The sequence below is a fragment of the uncultured Winogradskyella sp. genome, assembly GCF_947496485.1.
In the GTDB taxonomy this organism is placed as follows: Bacteria; Bacteroidota; Bacteroidia; order Flavobacteriales; family Flavobacteriaceae; genus Winogradskyella.
Window position 1 is genome coordinate 674,510 of the sequence record NZ_CANMCZ010000001.1, and the last position, 18,877, is coordinate 693,386.

Below are 18,877 nucleotides of genomic sequence, written 5' to 3' on the forward strand. Positions count from 1 at the left end.
TTATATTAGTATCTCATACTCATGAAGTTACTGAATTTCACCATCATAAAATTGACCATTTGTTTGGTTATTGGAATTGTTTTAGCACATTATGTTAATATTAGTTTCGACATCATTTTATATTCAACAATTGTTTTAGTTATAGTTCTCGGTCTTTACTGGCTTCTTTTAAAAACCAAAATTGATAGACTTCCATTTTTTGGATTATTAGCTTGTCTCTGTATGATTGGTGTTGGAATGTCTTCATATGGTATTCAGAATGAAAAATTACAATCGTACCATTATACCAATCTTAATCCATCTGAAAATTACAATTCAATTAGCTTCAAAATAAGAGAGCGTCTTAAACCAGATGCTTACAACGATAAATATATAGTTTCGGTAAACTCATTTAATAATAAAAGTGCTTCTGGTAAATTATTAATAAACATCCGCAAAGACAGTTTAAACCAATCGTTAGCTGTTGATGATTATTTATTCACTTCGACACAATTACAGGCTATACAAAAACCTTTAAACCCACATCAATTTGACTACAGCAAATATTTAGAATTGAAACAAGTTTACCACCAGATATACTTAAAACAAGATGATTTGTTACTGCTTAGAAACTCAAAATCTACTATTTATGGTTATGCTGACCAATTGAGAACAAAAATTAATGCTAAACTTATAAAAGCAGAATTTAAAGATGAAGCACTTAGTATTATGAATGCTTTACTACTTGGTCAACGCCAAACCATAGATAAAACTATTTACAATAATTATGTAAATTCGGGAACTATTCACATTTTAGCAGTTTCGGGATTGCATGTTGGGATACTCTTGCTGATTCTTAACTTTCTATTTAGTCCACTACTCTATTTAAAATATGGTAATGTTTTAAGAGGCATAATCATCTTTGTTATACTATGGTCTTTTGCCATAGTTGCAGGTTTATCTCCTTCTGTAACCAGAGCTGTTACTATGTTTAGTATTATCAGTATTGCAATGCATTTAAAGCGACCAACTAATATTTATAACACTTTAGTGATTTCAGCATTTGTAATACTACTATTTAAGCCTACTTTTTTGTTTGAAGTTGGCTTTCAAATGAGTTATTTGGCTGTTTTAGGGATAGTAAGTGTTCAACCCATTTTATATAAGCTTTGGAAACCAAAATATTGGATTTCTGATAAACTTTGGCAGATTTTCACTGTAACACTAGCTGCTCAAGCTGGAGTTGTTCCAATTAGTCTGTTTTATTTCCATCAGTTTCCTGGCTTATTCTTTATTTCTAATATTGTTGTAATTCCATTCTTAGGTTTAATTCTTGGTTTTGGGCTGCTTGTTATAGCTCTAGCTCTAATGAATTTGCTAAATAACTCTATCGTATCCGCTTATAGTTTTATTATTGATAGTCTAAATAGCTTTATTGCTTGGGTTGCTCAGTTTGAAGATTTTCTATTTAGAGATATTCCGTTCACGATACTTCAAGTGATTTGTTCTTATTTTATAATTATGGCTTTAGTTCAAGTTTATAAGCACAAGAATTTTAAATGGCTTGTTATAAGCTTAGTTGGAGTGCTTTGTTTTCAAAGTATCTCTTTTTACAACTCGCATAAAACTCAAGGTGATTCTTTTATTGTTTTTAATAAAAGTCGTTTTTCTATGATTGGTCAAAAACATAACAATAAATTATTAATTCATCACAATCTAGATTCCGTAAAGCAAAAGACTGACAACATTGTAAAGAATTTTGTCGTTGGAGAAGCCATCGATTCCATTTCAACAAATACTCTAAAATCAGTTTATCAATTCAAAAATAAAACCCTTTTAGTAATAGATAGTCTGGGAGTTTATAAGGGTATTTCGTTCAAACCAAACTACGTGATACTGAGAAATTCCCCGAAGCTTAATCTCAATCGTGTCATTGACAGCTTAAAGCCTGATTTAATTATAGCAGATGCTAGTAACTACAAGTCTTATGCAAAACGCTGGAAAGCTACTTGTAAACATAAAAAAATCCCTTTCCATTACACAAATGAAAAGGGAGCTTTTATTATAGATTAAACTCTTACTCTTTAAACGTTGGCTTAAATGATTTATAATACTCATTAAACTGCTCTTGCGTGGTCATTTCCTTATGCTTATCACTTTCAAACAGTTTTAAATACAGCTCTAATTGTTGCGGTTTTAAGTAACCTGTAACAGGGGTGATGTAATTTGCATCTTCATCAAAAAATACCATGGTAGGATATGCTCTTACTTTAAGAAATCTCGTAAACTCATGAGAGCTGTTTCTTCTATTTGCTTTTGTAGCATCATAATTTGGATTTCCAAACGTCTTATCCTTATAAGTTACACTATCATTACCTTCGGCATTAAACTTTACAGCATAAAAATGATTATTGATGTAATTGGCGACGTCTTCATTCTGAAATGTATTTTTATCTAACATCTTACATGGTCCACACCAATTGGTATATACATCCATGATTATCTTCTTTGGTGCAGTTTTCTGAAGCTCAATGGCTTCTTCAATAGTCACCCAATTTATTTTCCCTTCAACTTCTTTTTCTGCAGGCTTAAAAGCAGTAAGTCCAACCAAAACAAGTACAAATAATATTCTTTTCATAATTAGATTTGTTGCAAAATTCGCACCCAACTTACAAAAAATGTTGCTTTTCAGGAGCATTTAAGGATATTTTAACGGTTTTGTTAGCGTACACCGTGCATGAGTTTTTTCAGTAATGAATTTAAAACCATAGAGATAAAACCTATAGCAACCGATACTAATGTAAATATTAAAAAGAATGTACTTAACGAATACTGTTCTGTAATTTTATCTATCATTCCACCCATTGTTCCAGCAGCTTTTTGACCAATAGCAATTGCTAAATACCATATTCCAAACATAAAGCCAATCATACGACCTGGAACTAGTTTACTTAGATAGGATAAACCAACTGGAGATATACATAATTCTCCCATAGTATGCAATAAATATGCTAAAATTAAAAATATCATACTCACAGATGCTGTTTTTGCGCCTTGTGGAATGCCCATTGTACCAAATACTAAAATACCGAAACCAAGACCAAGTAACACCATTCCAATACCATATTTCATAGCTGCACTGGGATTATACTTACTTTCCCACCATTTTGAAAAGAATGGTGCTAACGTAATAATAAAGAATGAGTTTAAAATACCAAACCAAGAAGCAGGAACCTCTGTAGCCTCTTTACTAAATTCACGATTTAGTTTATAGTAAACTATGTACCACAAAAAGATAAAGGATATTGCAAGAATAATATTAGAATACGGAATTTTTGAGTATGTTTTTTTAAATAATAGATAGAGCACCCAAGTTATTATAGCTAATGGACCAACTGTTAAAATTAAATCGATAATTTTAAAAACCATTGCTGAATTTCCAGTTAGTGCTCTTTCTGTATAATCTCTAGCAAACAGCGTCATAGAACCTAAAGATTGTTCAAAAGCGGCAAAAAAGAATACTGTAAAAATTCCAAATACTGATACCGCAATAATTTTATCTCTAACAACTTTAGTATATCTAGATATTCTAGTAATAATTAAGAATAAAAACATTGCTAAACTTACTAAAATTGTAAAATTAGCGCCAACAACATCTCCTACTTTAAAATTTAAAAGATTTATACCTCCAATAGCAGATAATGGTCCATTAAATAAATATAATAAACCACCTGCTGAAGATAATACAATCAGTAACTTATCTAAGCTTGTAAACGGGTTTAATTTTCCTTCATTAGCTTTAGAGTTTTCAGAAGGAGCCTCTTCATTAATATTTTGTGGTAACTCAACTTCGTGAACTTTAGAAGGTCGTTCACCTATTTGTCCAAAAAAATCTTTAGCCAACCAAAACTGAATTAAACCTAATAACATAAAAATTCCTGCTAGACCAAAACCATAGCTCCAACCAATATTTTCTGCCAAATAACCGCAAAGCATCATTCCAAAGAAAGCGCCTGCATTAACTCCCATATAATAAATCGTATAGGCACCATCTTTTTTAGATTCCTTTCCTTTGTACATTTCAGAAATCATGGAGGTCATATTGGGCTTAAAAAAACCTGTTCCGATAATTAATAAAGCTAATCCTAAATAAAGTGACCAAGGTGTTTCAATAACCATTGCTGCATGACCAAGCATCATGATGAAACAACCAATAATAACTGCCCATTTATAACCAGTATATTTATCAGCTAGCCATCCACCCAAAATTGGAGTTAAATACAGTAAAGCACCATAAGTACCAATTAATTCAAGTGCATGTTGGCGAGGCCATTCCCAACCAGGATTATCACTGATAATAGGTGCTGTTAAGAATAAGATAAGAAGTATTCGCATTCCGTAGAACGAGAAACGTTCCCACATTTCAGTGAAAAAAATCACAAATAATCCAGCTGGATGTCCTATAACTTTGTCTTTAAATAGATTTTCGATATCAGTATTCATAAAAAGAGTATTTAATTAGGAAAAAAAGAAACCCTTGCTATATTAATTTACAAGGGTTTTATATATGATTATTTTAGTTGTCCGCTAGTTCGAAACCTTCTGCTTCTTCATGCTTCAAGTCTCTTTCTTGGTCTTCAACACCATGAGTAAGGCGTTTTAGTGGCTTTAATATCATTATAAATAAAGCTCCTATTATTACAGTAAATATTACAATTCCCGAAAATATGGTAAGCTCACCATAATCACTTGCCGATTCTCCAACAATACCCGCTACTTTATTGCCTAATCCTGTTGCCGCAAAATAAACACCCATCATTAATGACGCATATTTTACTGGTGCGAGTTTTGTAATAAACGACAGTGCCACTGGAGATATACATAATTCACCAATAGTGTGGAATAAATAAGCTAAGACTAACCATATCATACTAGACGTTCCAGATTTTTCAAATTCCATAGCTGCAAATACCATAAACAAGAACCCAAAGCCCATTATAATAATACCTAAAGCCATTTTAAACAATGAAGAGGCTTCCTTTCCTTTTAATTTGCGTTTAGCCCAGTAGCCTGCTACTGCTGTTGCAAAAAGTATAATAAATCCAGCATTTAAACTTTGAAACATTACAGTTGGTATCTCCCAACCAAATAACATTCTATCTGTATTTGTTTCAGTATACAAATTCATTAATCCTCCAGCTTGTTCAAAGGCTCCCCAAAAAATAATTACCATTATAAATGATAGTAATAATACTAAGAAACGATCTTTGTAGGCTTGTGAATCTAATTCTTTATAAATCATCATTAACAAAGCAGCAATTGCCGTTAAAAATAAAAATAAAAGACCGTAACCCCAATCAAGGTAATACCATCCTATTCCCGAAAGTATAGCAAGTACAGTAGTAAATCCTAGTTGTATTGGTGAACTAAATAGCTTAGAATATAATTTACCATATGAAATTTCATTAGGATCGTCTTTAGCTTCAATAAAATTACCAACATGAGTCAAATACTTTTGACCGTATATGTAATTGATTAATCCAAGAACCATTACAATTCCTGCCAAACCAAATCCTGCATGCCAACCCCATTTTGCCACCACTAAACCAACAATCATAGTTGCCAATAGTGATCCAAGATTAATGCCTATATAAAAAATACTAAATCCTTTATCTCTTCTAATATCTCCATCTTTATATAGTCCTCCTACCATGGTAGAAATATTAGGCTTCAATAAACCAACACCGAGTATAACCAAACCTAGTCCTGTATAAAATGCCCAAATATCAGTGAGAACTAGAACACCATGCCCTAGACATAAAATAATAGCACCTACTAAAACAGCTTTCTTTTGACCAATCAGTTTATCAGCAATCATTCCACCAGGAATAGACATAACATATACTAGCATTGTGTACCAACCGTATAATGCTAAGGCTTCTTTACTCGTCCACCCTAAACCTGCACCTCTATCATCTCCAATAGTAGCTGTAGTCATATATAAAACTAATAATGCTCTCATACCATAGTATGAAAAACGTTCCCACATTTCTGTAAGAAAAAGAATGTAAAGACCAATAGGCTGCCCAAAAAGTTCTTTTTGATGTTCTGGTTTAATTGCTGTTGACATAAAATTTATATTAGTTAGTTAGTTTAGATTTTTAGTCTTTAATTTTAGATGTAGTTTCCTCTTCTTTTCCATTCTCTTTTATTTTATCACCTAAAGTCTTATTGATGAAATTCGTCATCTTTTTATATAAATGTAAGCGCGTATTTCCGCCATATATACCATGATTTTTATCTGGGTAAATCATCCATTCAAATTGCTTATCAGCTTGGATTAGCGCTTCTACCATGCGCATGGTATTTTGTAAATGTACGTTATCATCTCCAGAACCATGAATTAATAAGAAATCACCCTCTAATTTATCGACATGGTTAATTGGAGAGTTTTCATCGTAGCCACTTGAATTTTCTTGAGGAGTTGTCATATAACGCTCTGTGTAGATGGTATCATAAAATCTCCAACTTGTTACGGGTGCAACTGCAATTGCCATTTTAAAGACATCGTTACCCTTAAATAAAGCGTTGCTACTCATAAAGCCTCCGTAGCTCCATCCCCAAATTCCGATTCTGCTTTCATCTATATAAGGTAATGCTCCTAACTTCTTGGCTGCCGCTATTTGATCTTCAACTTCATATTTCCCTAATTCGTTTTGGGTTACTTTTTTAAAATCTGCTCCTTTAAAACCTGTTCCTCTTCCGTCTACGCAAGCTACAATGTAACCTTGCTGAGCTAACATTTGGTACCAATAGTCATTTGTACTATTCCAGCGGTTTGCTACTTGTTGCGAACCTGGACCAGAATATTGATACATAAACAGCGGGTATTCTTTAGTTGCATCAAAATCTGCTGGTTTTATCATCCACATATTTAAGTCGTTTCCATTAATATTTATAGTACTAAACTCTTTTTTTGATGTGATATAATCTCCAACTTTTTGGGCCAATTTATCATTATCCTTGATACTTTTTACAACCTCACCAGATTTGGCACTATTCAAAGTATACTCTTGTGGTGATGTTGCGCTAGAATGTGTGTTTATAAAATAAGTGAAATCTGTACTAAAAGATGCACTATTAGTCCCTTCTGTTTTAGTTAATCGCTTTTTATTTTTTCCGTTTAGCTTTATAGAATATACATCTCTATTAATTGACCCATTTTCAACCGATTGGTAATAAATCGTATTTGCCTTTTCGTTAAATCCATAATAATTTGTGACTTCCCAATTACCATTTGTAACTTGATTGATTAACCTTCCATCATTGGCATAATGATAAATATGGTTATACCCATCTTTTTCACTTGTCCAGATAAAGCTATTATCTTGTAAAAAAGTAAGGTTAAAAGTTACATCGATATAAGCTTTGTCTTGTTCTGCCAATACTAAATTAGACTTCATAGCTTTAGTATTTATCATCCAAAGATCTAATTCATTTTGATGACGATTCATATATTGAGCACTCAACACATTTGCATCATTTGTCCATTTAATTCTTGGAATATAAAAATCGTTATAAGCTTTATCAACTTTTAGCTCTTGTGTTTTATTAGAACCTAAATCATACAGGTGCAAAGACACTTTAGAATTTGCCTCACCGGCTTTTGGATATTTAAACACTTGCTGTGTTTGGTATAAATCTGAACCAAAAACATCCATTGAAAATTCTGGAACTTCAGTTTCATCAAAACGTATAAATGCTATTTGGTTGCTAGCTTTATTCCAATCAAAAGCTCTTACAAAACTAAATTCTTCTTCATAAACCCAGTCTGTAATTCCATTTATAATTATATTCTTTTCTCCATCGAATGTAATTTGATCTACCTTACCAGAGCTTAAATCTTTCACAAAGAGATTGTTTTTAAATCCGTAGGCAATTTTAGTTCCATCAGGCGACAGTGTTGGCTCTTGCACCAAATCATCAGACACTTTTGTTATTTTTTTTGAAGCAATATCATAAATGTAAAATTCGCCTAGAGTTGATCTTCTAAAAACAGGGATTGATTTAGTAGTTAAAATTACTTTAGATTCATCATTGCTAAAGCTGTAATCAAAAAAACCTTGAATCTCTGCTATATCTGCAGATGACACCAAGGTCTTTACTTTCTCTAAAGTTTTATAATTGTAAATATCAATTGTTGCTGTTCTATTTTGCCTATCGAAATTTAACACTGAATACTGTTTACCATTCTTCATTGAATGCAAGGCTTGCATGCCTTCGGTTCTAAATGAACCACTCCAAATATCTTCGAGAGAAATCTGTTTTTCTTGACAATAAATTAAAGAGGTTGTTAAAAATCCTACAATAGCAACGAAGTGTCTTATTTTCATGTATTTTATTTTTCAATGTAGCAATGCCAAGTTTACTAAAAAATATGCAAAAAATAAGCATTATTAACAGTAAATCCGTAATTAATGATAGTTATTGCACACATTTTATGCCAATCCTAAGTATCTTTACGTTTTAAACTAAATTAAATATGCCAAACGTTATTTCTGGCTTTTCTAAGCTCACGAAATCTGAAAAGATTGAATGGCTTTTAGATTCTTATTTTACTGATAAAGAAACTGCACGTCAACTTGTAAAGCAATATTGGAATACTGATGAAAAACTTCAGAAGTTGCATGATGAGTTTATTGAAAATACAATCACCAATTACTATCTACCACTTGGAGTTGCACCAAATTTTTTAATCAATGATACATTGCACACAATACCAATGGCCATTGAAGAAAGTTCGGTAGTTGCAGCAGCTAGTAAAGCTGCAAAATTTTGGTTTGATAGAGGAGGTTTTAAAGCTAAAGTGATTTCCACAACTAAAATAGGTCAAGTTCATTTTACTTATAATGGTGATTATGAAAAACTTTATACCTTTTTTGAAATCGTAAAACCAAAATTAGTTTCTGACACTTCTGATATTACCAGAAATATGAAACGAAGAGGTGGTGGTATTTTAGATATTGAACTACGAAACAAATCTAAAGATTTACAAAACTACTATCAGCTCCATGCTACTTTTGAAACCTTGGATGCCATGGGAGCGAATTTTATTAATTCTTGCTTAGAGCAATTTGCAACGACTTTTAAAACAGAGGCAGAAGAAAAATTAGATGGTGACTTAAATATAGTAATGAGTATTCTGTCTAACTACGTTCCAAATTGTTTAGTTAGAGCCGAAGTATCTTGTAAAGTCGAAGACTTAAAAAGTAAAGATATTTCCAATCCAGAGCTATTTGTTCAGAAATTTAAGCAAGCCGTCAATATCGCAGAGATTGAACCTTTTAGAGCAGTAACACACAATAAAGGCATAATGAATGGTATTGATGCTGTTGTATTAGCTACAGGAAATGACTTTAGAGCTGTTGAAGCAGGAGTACATGCATATGCCTCTAGAAATGGTAAATATTCAAGCTTAACACACTGCTCAATTGATAATAACATCTTCAAGTTTTGGATTGAAATTCCATTAGCATTAGGAACTGTAGGTGGACTAACGAGCTTGCATCCATTAGTGAAGTTTTCATTAGAAATGCTCGAAAAACCCACCGCTAAAGATTTAATGAAAATTGTCGCTGTTGCTGGTTTGGCCCAGAATTTTGGAGCACTAAAATCATTGACTACCACAGGCATACAAGAAGGACATATGAAAATGCACTTAATGAATATATTGAATCAGTTTGAAGCCACAGTAGAAGAGAAAGACCAAATTGTGGAACATTTTAAAACCAATGTGGTTACTCATAGTGCAGTAGTTGAAGCCATTGAAAACCTTAGAAACTAAATTTGAAAACTTTTAGAAGCAACGGAAAATTATTACTTACCGCTGAGTATGTGGTTTTAGATGGAGCTAAGGCACTGGCCTTACCAACCCGATATGGACAAAGCTTAACCGTTGAGCCTAATAATGCTAATACTATTGTTTGGAAAAGTTATAACGAATTAGACGAACTTTGGTTTGAGGATGAATTCTTAATTACAAAAACTTCTAGTAGACTAAGTTTAAAGGCTAAAAACTATACAGATATTTCTAAACGGTTAATTCAAATTTTAAAAGCAACTTATAGTCTTAATCCAGAATTCTTAAGCACAAAACAAGGCTATAATATTACTACACACCAAGATTTTAATAGGCTTTGGGGTTTAGGCACTTCTTCCACGCTTATTAACAATATAGCAAATTGGGCTCAAGTTGATGCCTACAAACTTTTAGAAAAAACGTTTAAAGGCAGTGGTTATGATATTGCCTGTGCGCAAAACAAAACTCCTATTGCTTATCAATTAAGATATAGTCAAAAGCCATTAGTTGAAGCTATTGATTTTAATCCAAGTTTTAAATCACAGCTCTATTTTGTATACCTCAACCAAAAGCAAAATAGTAGAGATGGCATAGCTTCCTATAAAAAGAATGCAAAAATTGATAAAAGCATAATTGAAGAAGTAAATGAAATTACTGAAGCTATGATATTATGTAAGTCGCTTTCAGAATTTGAAATGCTTATCAACAAGCATGAGGTAATTATTTCTGACCTTATCAATCAAGAGACCGTAAGGTCACGACTCTTTAAAGACTATGATGGCTGCTTAAAAAGTCTTGGTGCTTGGGGAGGCGATTTTGTTTTAGTCACATCAGAAACCAATCCTACAGACTATTTTAAATCTAAAGGTTTTGAAACTGTGATTACCTATACTGAAATGGTATTAAACTAAAAATGGCTTTACATTTCTGTAAAGCCATTTTTTATATTATTCAAAGCTGACTAGTAAACCGTCTTAGCTCTGTTATCTTCTATATCCGCTGCTTTTTCTAATGCTTGATATACTTTATTCTGCACTGCACTTTTACGTTCAGTATTTAATCTATTCATTATAGCAGTATAGTTATCTAATTTTGTAGCCTCATTTATTTTAGTGACTTCGATAACATAAACACCTTTTTCGCCGTCAATAGGCTTAGATGTTGATCCTTGGGCCAAACCAAATGCAGCACCAACTACTTTAGGCTCTACACCTGCTCCAGAGAGTGTAGTATTTTTAATGGTAACAGCAGCAGCAGTTCTAGGACTCTGACCATTGTTTTTTGCAATATCATCTATAGAAGTTGCAGTGATTTTGTCGCGAATCATTTTCGCTTTCTTTTCTTTTCTTATTTCTGGTATAGCTGTGATTGAAGCATCTTCGATACTCATCAACCCTTCTTCATTTTTTTCTACAAGCTTGGCAACAATAAATCCAAATCCTGAAACAGGGAAATTTTTAAACTCACCTATATCAGTATCTTCATCAAATGCCCAACGGACTACTTCTCTCTGACTTCCTAAACCAGGTATATTCTCGTCTAATTCTTTAAATGTAATTGGTTTTATGGCTAAATCACGTTCTTTAGCCAATGCATTAAAATCACCATCCTTGGCAGCGATCTCAAACTTAGACATATCATTAAAAACTTGACTAAGTGTTTCTTCTGATGGTTCAATTTCGTCTGCTAATGTGGCCACTTTAATAGCCTTATTGTAACTGTACTTATCTAAAATCTCAATGATATGATAACCAAAAGATGTACCGACAACATCTATATCACCTTTTTCATTATCAAAAGAAAAAGCTTTAAACTCTGGCGCCATACTAGCATTATAAGCAAATTCAATCTCACCATCTTTCTCATTACTTACCTTATCAGAAGATAATTCTAATAAATCCATAAATTTAGTACCGCTTTTTATTTTTGCTAAAATACTATCAGCTGTTACTTTAGCCTCTTCATAAGTTTTTGTAATAGAAGGATCTGCATTAGAACCGCCTGCAAAAGGCACTAATATATGACGTACTTTTACTGAGTCTGCTAATTGCTTAGTTTCAACTATTTTAGATAATTTATAATATCCAGCATCTTTATAAGGCCCATAAAAATCCCCAACATTTAGCTTCAATAATGTATCTTTTGCAACAGATTGTATTTGCGCATTTCTTAAAAAGGTATCATTATACTTAATATCAGAATAAGAATTAATAAATTCTTCAAGGTTGTCAGTTGAACTAAAACCAGGAATTGTATCTGTATTTTTGCTACTTTCATTATACTCTAATCTGTCATTCTTTAAAGCTAATAAATTCGCTTTTATCTTATCCTCGTCTGCTTTAGAAGCTTCTTCCTTAAACTCAACATAAACCACTTCTCTGCTTTCGTCTACCTTGTACTTATCTTCATGCTTTTTGATATAATCACTAATCTCACTTTTAGAAACCTTAACCAAACTATCTGCAATACTCGTATATGGTATTTGCACATAGCGCATATCTACTGTTTTAGCATCGCCAAAATAATCGTCCTCAGCTTCAGAAATTGTAGTACTCACTCCAGCTTTGATCATATTATAATACGTCTGCTGAATAGCATTCGCAGCAATATTTTGCTCATTGTTTGTCCATACTTCATAATTAACACTAATAGGTTGTCCACCTGTAGTAAGTGTAGAGACTTCTGGACTTATATCTTTTAAATTAGAGATATATGCATTCAAACGATTTACATCAAAAACACCATTAGCATCTTGAAATTCAGGATAAGATGAAAAACTATTTTTTAATAAATCTCGCATTTCATCTTTTTCAACTGATAAACCTAAGGCTTCAAATTCAGTTTCTAATATAATTTTACGTAACTCTTGGTTGTAAATCGCATTCATGGATTGTGTAGAAGTTTGTCTTCCACCAGATCTATCTTGATAGTTTTTTACTTTCTGCTGAAACTCAGTTCTGCCTATATCTTTACCATTAATTGTAGCCACAACGTCTTGTGAACCACCCGTTAGAGCATCAGAATTTTTGAACAAATCACCAATTACAAAAGCGAATAATGCCATTGCTATTACTAATATAAGCACTAGTGAGCGTTGTCTAATTTTATTTAAAACTGCCATAGTTTATTTTTTTCGTATAAATAAGTCTGCGAAAATAGTATTTTCTACCAAATTATGAAAGGAGATGTATAGTTTTTATGGGTGATAAAACGTATTAATCGATTTCTAGAATCTTTAAAAGAACTAAGTCTATTTTTGTTGAGGATACTTCTTCTATGGCAAACTTAAAATTGTCAATTTGTACATCGTCCTTTTCTTGCGGAATTTCTTCGGTTGCATTAACAATTAAACCCCCTAAAGTTTCATAATTTTCACTTGTAGGTAGATTTAGTTTATAGGTTTCGTTAATATAATCTACTTCTAATCGTCCTGAAAATCTATATGTCTTCTCATTGATTTGTTCTTCAATCAGTTCAACTGTATCGTGTTCATCTTCAATTTCTCCAAACAGTTCTTCAATAATATCTTCAACAGTCATTATACCAGATGTGCCACCATATTCATCAATAACTACAGACATACTTCTACGTTTTTTTGTTAGAATATTGAGTACATCTTTAATGAGAATTGTTTCTGGAACAAATCCTACTGGTATGACAATAGATTTAATGGTTTTTGGTTTTTTAAATAGCTCAAATGCATGTACGTATCCTAATATATCGTCAATAGAATTTTTATAAACAATAATCTTTGTTCTTCCTGTTTCTATGAAAAGTTGTCTTAAATTTTCGATACTATCCGAAATGTCTACTGCAGTAATTTCGGTTCGAGGCACCATAACTTCTCTCGCTTTAACTTCTGAAAAATCTAAAGCATTCTGAAAAATCTGAATTTCACTATCAATCTCTTCGTGGTCTTCAACAGACTCCATTTGTTCGCTTATATAGTTACCGAGCTCTACTTTGGTCATTGCTAAAACCACATCTTCACCTTGCGCTTTAAAAATATATTTTAAGACAGCATCAGAAATCCAAATAACAAATTCTGAAACCCAAGAGAACAGAAGATAGAACACATAAGTTGGAAAGGCTAATATCTTCATTAAGTAATTAGCATAAATTTGAAAAAAAACTTTTGGTAAAAACTCGGCAGTAATAAGTATTACTAATGTGGAAATAATAGTTTGCGTTAGCAATTGCAGATCCACAAATAAGTAAGTCAGTGTAGTACTGTCGGATGGCAACATGGATTGAAACCAACGCACCAAAACATCACCCATTTTAAAACCATAAATTACTAATGCAATATTGTTACCAATAAGCATAGTTGCAATATACTTTGATGGTTTAGCAGTAAGTTTTCCTAGTATTTTACCTAAAAAATCTCCTTGTTTCTTCTCTAGTTCAATATGAATTTTATTGGAAGATACATAAGCAATCTCCATACCAGAAAAAAAGGCTGAAAGTATAAGTGTGCCTATGATAATGACTATATCTGTAGTCATGAATTACTTTTTATTACGGTCTTCAAACTTTTTTCCGAAGCGTTTTCTGAAGAAAAACATAAATATTGCCAAAGCTGTAAAAACCAATGACATATAAGCTCTACTTCTATCAGTTGACCAACTGGTTATGGCGTCCCAAAGAAATAATGCAGCAAAAATAATATAAGCGTATTGAAAGAATTTAAGTATTTTCATTTACTAATAGTAAAGTTGATTACTAAACAAAGGTAATCAATTATCAAGTTCAAAATCACCTCCCATTTCGTGCATCTGAAATTTCTTAAATGTTTTGTCCGAATCGAAGCCATAACCATGTGTTTTTCCAGTTGCTCGTTTAAAGACAAAAGGTTCATTTGTAAAGGTCCACTCTAGCTTTTCATTGTAATACAACTGATCAGTGTATAATGTATCACCATCATGCGTGGCAACAACAACATCATCTCTTAAATCTATAATGTCAGTATCAGTATATATAATAGCGTAATTAGATGTTATTGTAGTTTTATTATTATTTTCGTCATATACCTTAAGTTCGATGCCCTTAGGAAATTCAGAAAACTTAAAATCCCTGTTAGAATAGTCTAACATTTTTGGACTTAAAAGATTGGCTAAAAGTTTTACAGTAGTATCTTCCTTAACCTTAGTATATTTTAAATCTATATTTTCGGCTACTCCAATAGGTTGATTTTGTAATACACCTATTTTCTGAACCTTGTCAAAATCATTGGTACATGAAAAAAACAAAGTCACAACGATTGCTGTGACTAAGTTTTTTATAATATGTAAATTGTGTGTTTTCAATTATCCTGGAACTTTTACTGAGCGCCCAATCCAACATCCAATTTTAATGGTTTCACCTTTATTACCTTCAGTAAATACATCTGCTTTAGATGGCGCACTAGATCTATAGCTTGCTGCAGTTTGTGCAGCTGCTTTTCTTAAACGTCCGTCAACTCTACCAGCTTTCTCTGCTTCGATAGCTGCTAACCAGAATACAGCTCTTTTATTAAAATTGCTATCTCCACAGTTATTAGCACTCTTTGCATACATTGCTGCTATAGATAAATATGGTGATCCGTCAGAAGGGTTTAACTTTAGAGCTTCCATGTAATATTGTCTTGCTCTACTGTAGCTACCTTTAGATTTAAAATCTTGAGCTAGTTTCTTATAAAGCTTCGCTTTCTTCAAAGGATCAGTTTCTAACTGAATAGTTTGGTCAAAATACTTTTGCTCATTAGTTAATAAGTATAAGTAGAATGCTGTATCAGCACTTGGCTCTATAGTATTCTTCTGTTGTACCAACTTTAAGAATAATGGATCATCTTTACAGCCTTTAGCATACATACGGTTCATGGCACGTTGTAACCAAACACCATTATTTTTGTTTTGCTCAAAATCTTTTTCATACAATGGTATTAGAACTGCACATGTTGCTCTTTCACCAAGTTTTTGATCCATACTAGTAGTCACTTTTTCAAAAGCACTCAGATTAGCTTCATAATTGTCTTTATACTTTGTCTCTTTCTTAGTAAGAGTTGTACCAGCTTCTTCTTTTGATATTAACTTATTAAGCTTTTCCGTGTAACCTTTTTCTAAGTTTTCAATAATTTCAATAACATCATCATACTTATCAAACATCTTCTGTGAAGACAATTTACCTTCGTCATATAAATCAACAGCTAATGAAAAATAAGTGTAAAGTCCCTGCGCACTGGTAAAATGTTCTCTATCTTTCTCAAAAGCTTCATCGAACATTTTATAGTCTTCTTCTATAGATATATTTAACTCTTTTCTGTATTTGTATGCTAATTGAGCTTTATCCGCTAGAACTTCACCTAAATCATACTTCGAAGCGAAATGCTCTCTTGCCTGATCCCATAGTAACATTAAGTCTTTAATATGAGCTACTTGATCTGCCCCTGATGAGTTATCGATTTTATGCTTTAAAATTTTCTCACCATAAGCGTAGATTGCTCTGTTAAACTTAGGACATTTTTCTCGTACTAATTTCCATGGACCATAAGCATCATCATATTTTTTACTCTTGTAATAACTATCAAAAATTGATAAGTTAGTCATACATTCTTCATCTTGCTGAGCCGTACCTATGTTGAAACCTGCAAAAAGCGCTAGTATCAATATTGTAATTTTCGTCTTCATTTTTGTTATTATTGTTAGTTATACTTCCTTTTTTGGAACCATCTAGAGTTCAAAGATAAACTAACATTGAAGTTTATAAAATTCTCTTGAACTAAATTTTGGTTCGTAGTGCCTCGTTTCCCAAATTCTAAGCCTAAATTAGCGTTAGAAAATAAATCTTTGTCTCCGACTGGTAAACCTAGACCAAAAGATATGCCAAACTCCTTAATTGACTCATCTTTTATTACTAAACCTGTGTTAGCATAGTTAAAACCAGCTCTATAGACCACGCGTTTAAAATATCCTGAAAAGGCATTATAGTTAGGGATAAAAAATCCTCCCACAGCAATACTAGATGAATTCTCAAAAGCAGTAATTTCATTATTAAATATTGGATTTGAAAAATCAGCTGTATTTTGAAGTGTGTATTCCATACCAAAAAACCATGATCTTGACTCGCCAAGGCCAGCACCAAATGTTAAGCGAGAAGGTATAGTTAATTCTGTATTTTTTAAATTTTGAGATTCTAAGTCTACTTCAATAGTACTAGAAATCGAAATTACCTCTAAATCTATACCACTCACAGATACAGTAGAAAATGTTCGTTCATTTTCTGATGATAACGTACTTTCTGGTGAGTAGGACGCAGTAGCAGATAACTCTAGTTTATCTGTAATATTAGTTTTAAATGCTAAACCAAGGTTAAAATTTAATCCGCTTAGGTCAGATCTATTGAATTCTCTGGTTTGATATTGTACTATCTCGCCTTCTGGATTATATTCTATCGCTAATGCTGTGTTTTGTATATTACCGAAATTGTAATTAAAATCAACGCCAAAACTCAGTTGATCAGAAATTTGATATCCTAAACCAGCAAATACCTTATTAACACCTCCTTCACCTCTGTAGCGATTTATTATATCATCGTCGCTATTAATATCGTCAAGTTTATAACCTACTGAGGTGAATGGCATTAAACCAAAACCAAAACCAAATTTTCCGACTGGTACAGATAATGCCAAATAATCGAAAGTAGCACTACTTCCTGTAGCTTCACCTGAATTACTTTTCAAATTAACGCTAGTTGAAGCTCCAGCAACTGCGAATTTAACAGGTCTGCTTTCCCCATAAAAAAAACGGCTATTTAAAGGTTTACCTGCGTAAGCTGCCGGATTTCTGAGATTCACATGAATACTATCTAAATAAACACCTATACCTCCCATACTTCTATTTTCTACAGTACCCTTAAATTTAAGACTACCTAATCCATAAAAAGAATATGGTGAAGCGGTTCCTTGTTGCGCAAAGGCACCAGAACTTATAATTGTAATACAAATTACAATGAGTTGTTTTATCATTATTTTGAATTAAAATCTAGAATAAAATTCAAACCCTCTAAAAGAAAATTTGAATTCGCAAATATGCTATTTTTTAATTGGTTTGACAAAAATTTGGCGTCGCCTCCTGTTAAAATAACTGTTAAATCTTGATGATTTTCTTGATATTCGTCAATAACTCCATCAATTTCTTTAATAACACCAAATACAACACCCGAATGAATAGATGATTCTGTCGTGTTTCCAATAATTGTTTTTGGTAGGTTTGTTTCTAATAACGGAAGATTAGCCGTTAAATTATTTAAACTTTTATAACGAAGTCTAATGCCTGGTGAAATAGCACCTCCTAAGTAATGATTTTCATCTGTAATAAAATCGTAAGTAATACATGTACCTGCATCTATAATCAAAACATTTTTATCAGGAAACTGATTAACCGAAGCGCTTACTAATGCTATACGATCTACTCCTAAAGTTTTAGGCGTTTTATAACAGTTCTTAAAAGGTAATTTTGTTTTTGAACTTAGCTCGATAACTTTTACATCATTTTTGATATCATCAATTTGCTTTTTAGACAATCTACCAACAGAAGAAATAATAGCCGAATTGACTTCTGGAAATTTTTTCTTTAAGGTATTATATTGCTTTTTGAACTCGGATAGCTCAAAACTAACTTTGCATATAAGGTCTTCATCTTTATAAATGGCAAACTTAACAAACGTATTTCCTACATCTACAATAAGGTTCATAAGCATTTTCTATTTCACAAATTTATAAAATCAAATTTTACAACTTTCTTTTTGTGAATAATAAAATTGCATATATATTTGCATCCGCTTAACAAAGCAATTGGTGCCTTAGCTCAGTTGGTAGAGCAAAGGACTGAAAATCCTTGTGTCCCTGGTTCGATTCCTGGAGGCACCACCATTAAAAACCCGATTCAGTTGAATCGGGTTTTTTGGTTTTAAAGCATCGATTAAAAGATAATATGTATTTTTTTGTAAGTAAATTACTTTAAAAAAGCTCATTTCAACGGTTTTTAAGATAAAAAGGTAATA

Annotated in this window: 14 protein-coding genes and 1 tRNA gene; 4 read left to right on the top strand and 11 right to left on the bottom strand. The window is 32.3% G+C overall.

All coding sequences use genetic code 11. The features are described from left to right. The first annotated feature begins 21 nt into the window (after window positions 1–21). Complete coding sequence (locus Q0822_RS02835) at window positions 22–2,052, top strand: ComEC/Rec2 family competence protein (RefSeq protein ID WP_299119887.1); 2,031 nt, start codon at window positions 22–24, stop codon at window positions 2,050–2,052. 4 nt (window positions 2,053–2,056) lie between these two features. On the opposite strand, the gene Q0822_RS02840 is transcribed toward Q0822_RS02835, so the two are convergent. The 4 genes from Q0822_RS02840 to Q0822_RS02855 all read right to left on the bottom strand — a co-directional run bounded on the left by Q0822_RS02840 (window position 2,057) and on the right by Q0822_RS02855 (window position 8,372). After that, window positions 2,057–2,617 (bottom strand): thioredoxin fold domain-containing protein, encoded by a 561-nt coding sequence (locus tag Q0822_RS02840; protein WP_299119889.1) that lies wholly within the window; start codon window positions 2,615–2,617, stop codon window positions 2,057–2,059. A gap of 83 nt (window positions 2,618–2,700) precedes the next feature. Continuing rightward, entirely contained in the window at window positions 2,701–4,482 is a 1,782-nt protein-coding gene (locus Q0822_RS02845; RefSeq protein ID WP_299119891.1) for a peptide MFS transporter, read from the bottom strand. Between the two features lie 73 nt (window positions 4,483–4,555). Beyond that, entirely contained in the window at window positions 4,556–6,109 is a 1,554-nt protein-coding gene (locus tag Q0822_RS02850) for a peptide MFS transporter (protein WP_299119893.1), read from the bottom strand. Between the two features lie 31 nt (window positions 6,110–6,140). Then, window positions 6,141–8,372, bottom strand: coding sequence for a S9 family peptidase (locus Q0822_RS02855; protein ID WP_299119895.1), 2,232 nt, complete (start codon window positions 8,370–8,372; stop codon window positions 6,141–6,143). Window positions 8,373–8,521: 149 nt separating this feature from the next. Here Q0822_RS02855 and Q0822_RS02860 point away from each other — a divergent pair, with 149 nt between their 5' ends. After that, window positions 8,522–9,823, top strand: a complete 1,302-nt coding sequence (locus Q0822_RS02860) for a hydroxymethylglutaryl-CoA reductase, degradative (protein WP_299119897.1) — start codon at window positions 8,522–8,524, stop codon at window positions 9,821–9,823. A 2-nt stretch (window positions 9,824–9,825) separates the two neighbouring features. Then, window positions 9,826–10,749 carry a GYDIA family GHMP kinase gene (locus Q0822_RS02865; RefSeq protein ID WP_299119899.1) on the top strand — a complete coding sequence of 308 codons (924 nt, stop codon included), beginning with the start codon at window positions 9,826–9,828 and terminating at the stop codon, window positions 10,747–10,749. A gap of 50 nt (window positions 10,750–10,799) precedes the next feature. On the opposite strand, the gene Q0822_RS02870 is transcribed toward Q0822_RS02865, so the two are convergent. The 7 genes from Q0822_RS02870 to Q0822_RS02900 form a co-directional block, all read right to left on the bottom strand. Continuing rightward, window positions 10,800–12,959, bottom strand: a complete 2,160-nt coding sequence (locus Q0822_RS02870) for a peptidylprolyl isomerase (RefSeq protein WP_299119902.1) — start codon at window positions 12,957–12,959, stop codon at window positions 10,800–10,802. Window positions 12,960–13,053: 94 nt separating this feature from the next. Next, the gene (locus Q0822_RS02875; RefSeq protein WP_299119907.1) at window positions 13,054–14,343 is read right to left on the bottom strand and encodes a hemolysin family protein; all 1,290 of its coding nucleotides are present in this window, start codon (window positions 14,341–14,343) and stop codon (window positions 13,054–13,056) included. Window positions 14,344–14,346: 3 nt separating this feature from the next. Next, a complete protein-coding gene (locus Q0822_RS02880) occupies window positions 14,347–14,538 on the bottom strand; it encodes a hypothetical protein (RefSeq protein ID WP_299119910.1) in 192 nt (63 codons plus the stop codon). A gap of 36 nt (window positions 14,539–14,574) precedes the next feature. Then, window positions 14,575–15,144, bottom strand: a complete 570-nt coding sequence (gene lptC / locus Q0822_RS02885) for an LPS export ABC transporter periplasmic protein LptC (protein WP_299119913.1) — start codon at window positions 15,142–15,144, stop codon at window positions 14,575–14,577. Beyond that, window positions 15,145–16,503, bottom strand: coding sequence for a hypothetical protein (locus Q0822_RS02890; RefSeq protein WP_299119916.1), 1,359 nt, complete (start codon window positions 16,501–16,503; stop codon window positions 15,145–15,147). A 14-nt stretch (window positions 16,504–16,517) separates the two neighbouring features. Further along, on the bottom strand, window positions 16,518–17,840 hold the full coding sequence (locus tag Q0822_RS02895) for a hypothetical protein (protein WP_299119917.1): 1,323 nt from the start codon (window positions 17,838–17,840) through the stop codon (window positions 16,518–16,520). Beyond that, a complete protein-coding gene (locus Q0822_RS02900) occupies window positions 17,840–18,568 on the bottom strand; it encodes a type III pantothenate kinase (protein WP_299119920.1) in 729 nt (242 codons plus the stop codon). Before Q0822_RS02900 ends, Q0822_RS02895 begins: the two co-directional genes overlap by 1 nt. Before the next feature lie 102 nt (window positions 18,569–18,670). Between Q0822_RS02900 and Q0822_RS02905 the strand changes: the two genes are divergently transcribed. Then, window positions 18,671–18,746: transfer RNA gene (locus tag Q0822_RS02905), tRNA-Phe, on the top strand. Window positions 18,747–18,877: the final 131 nt, after the last annotated feature.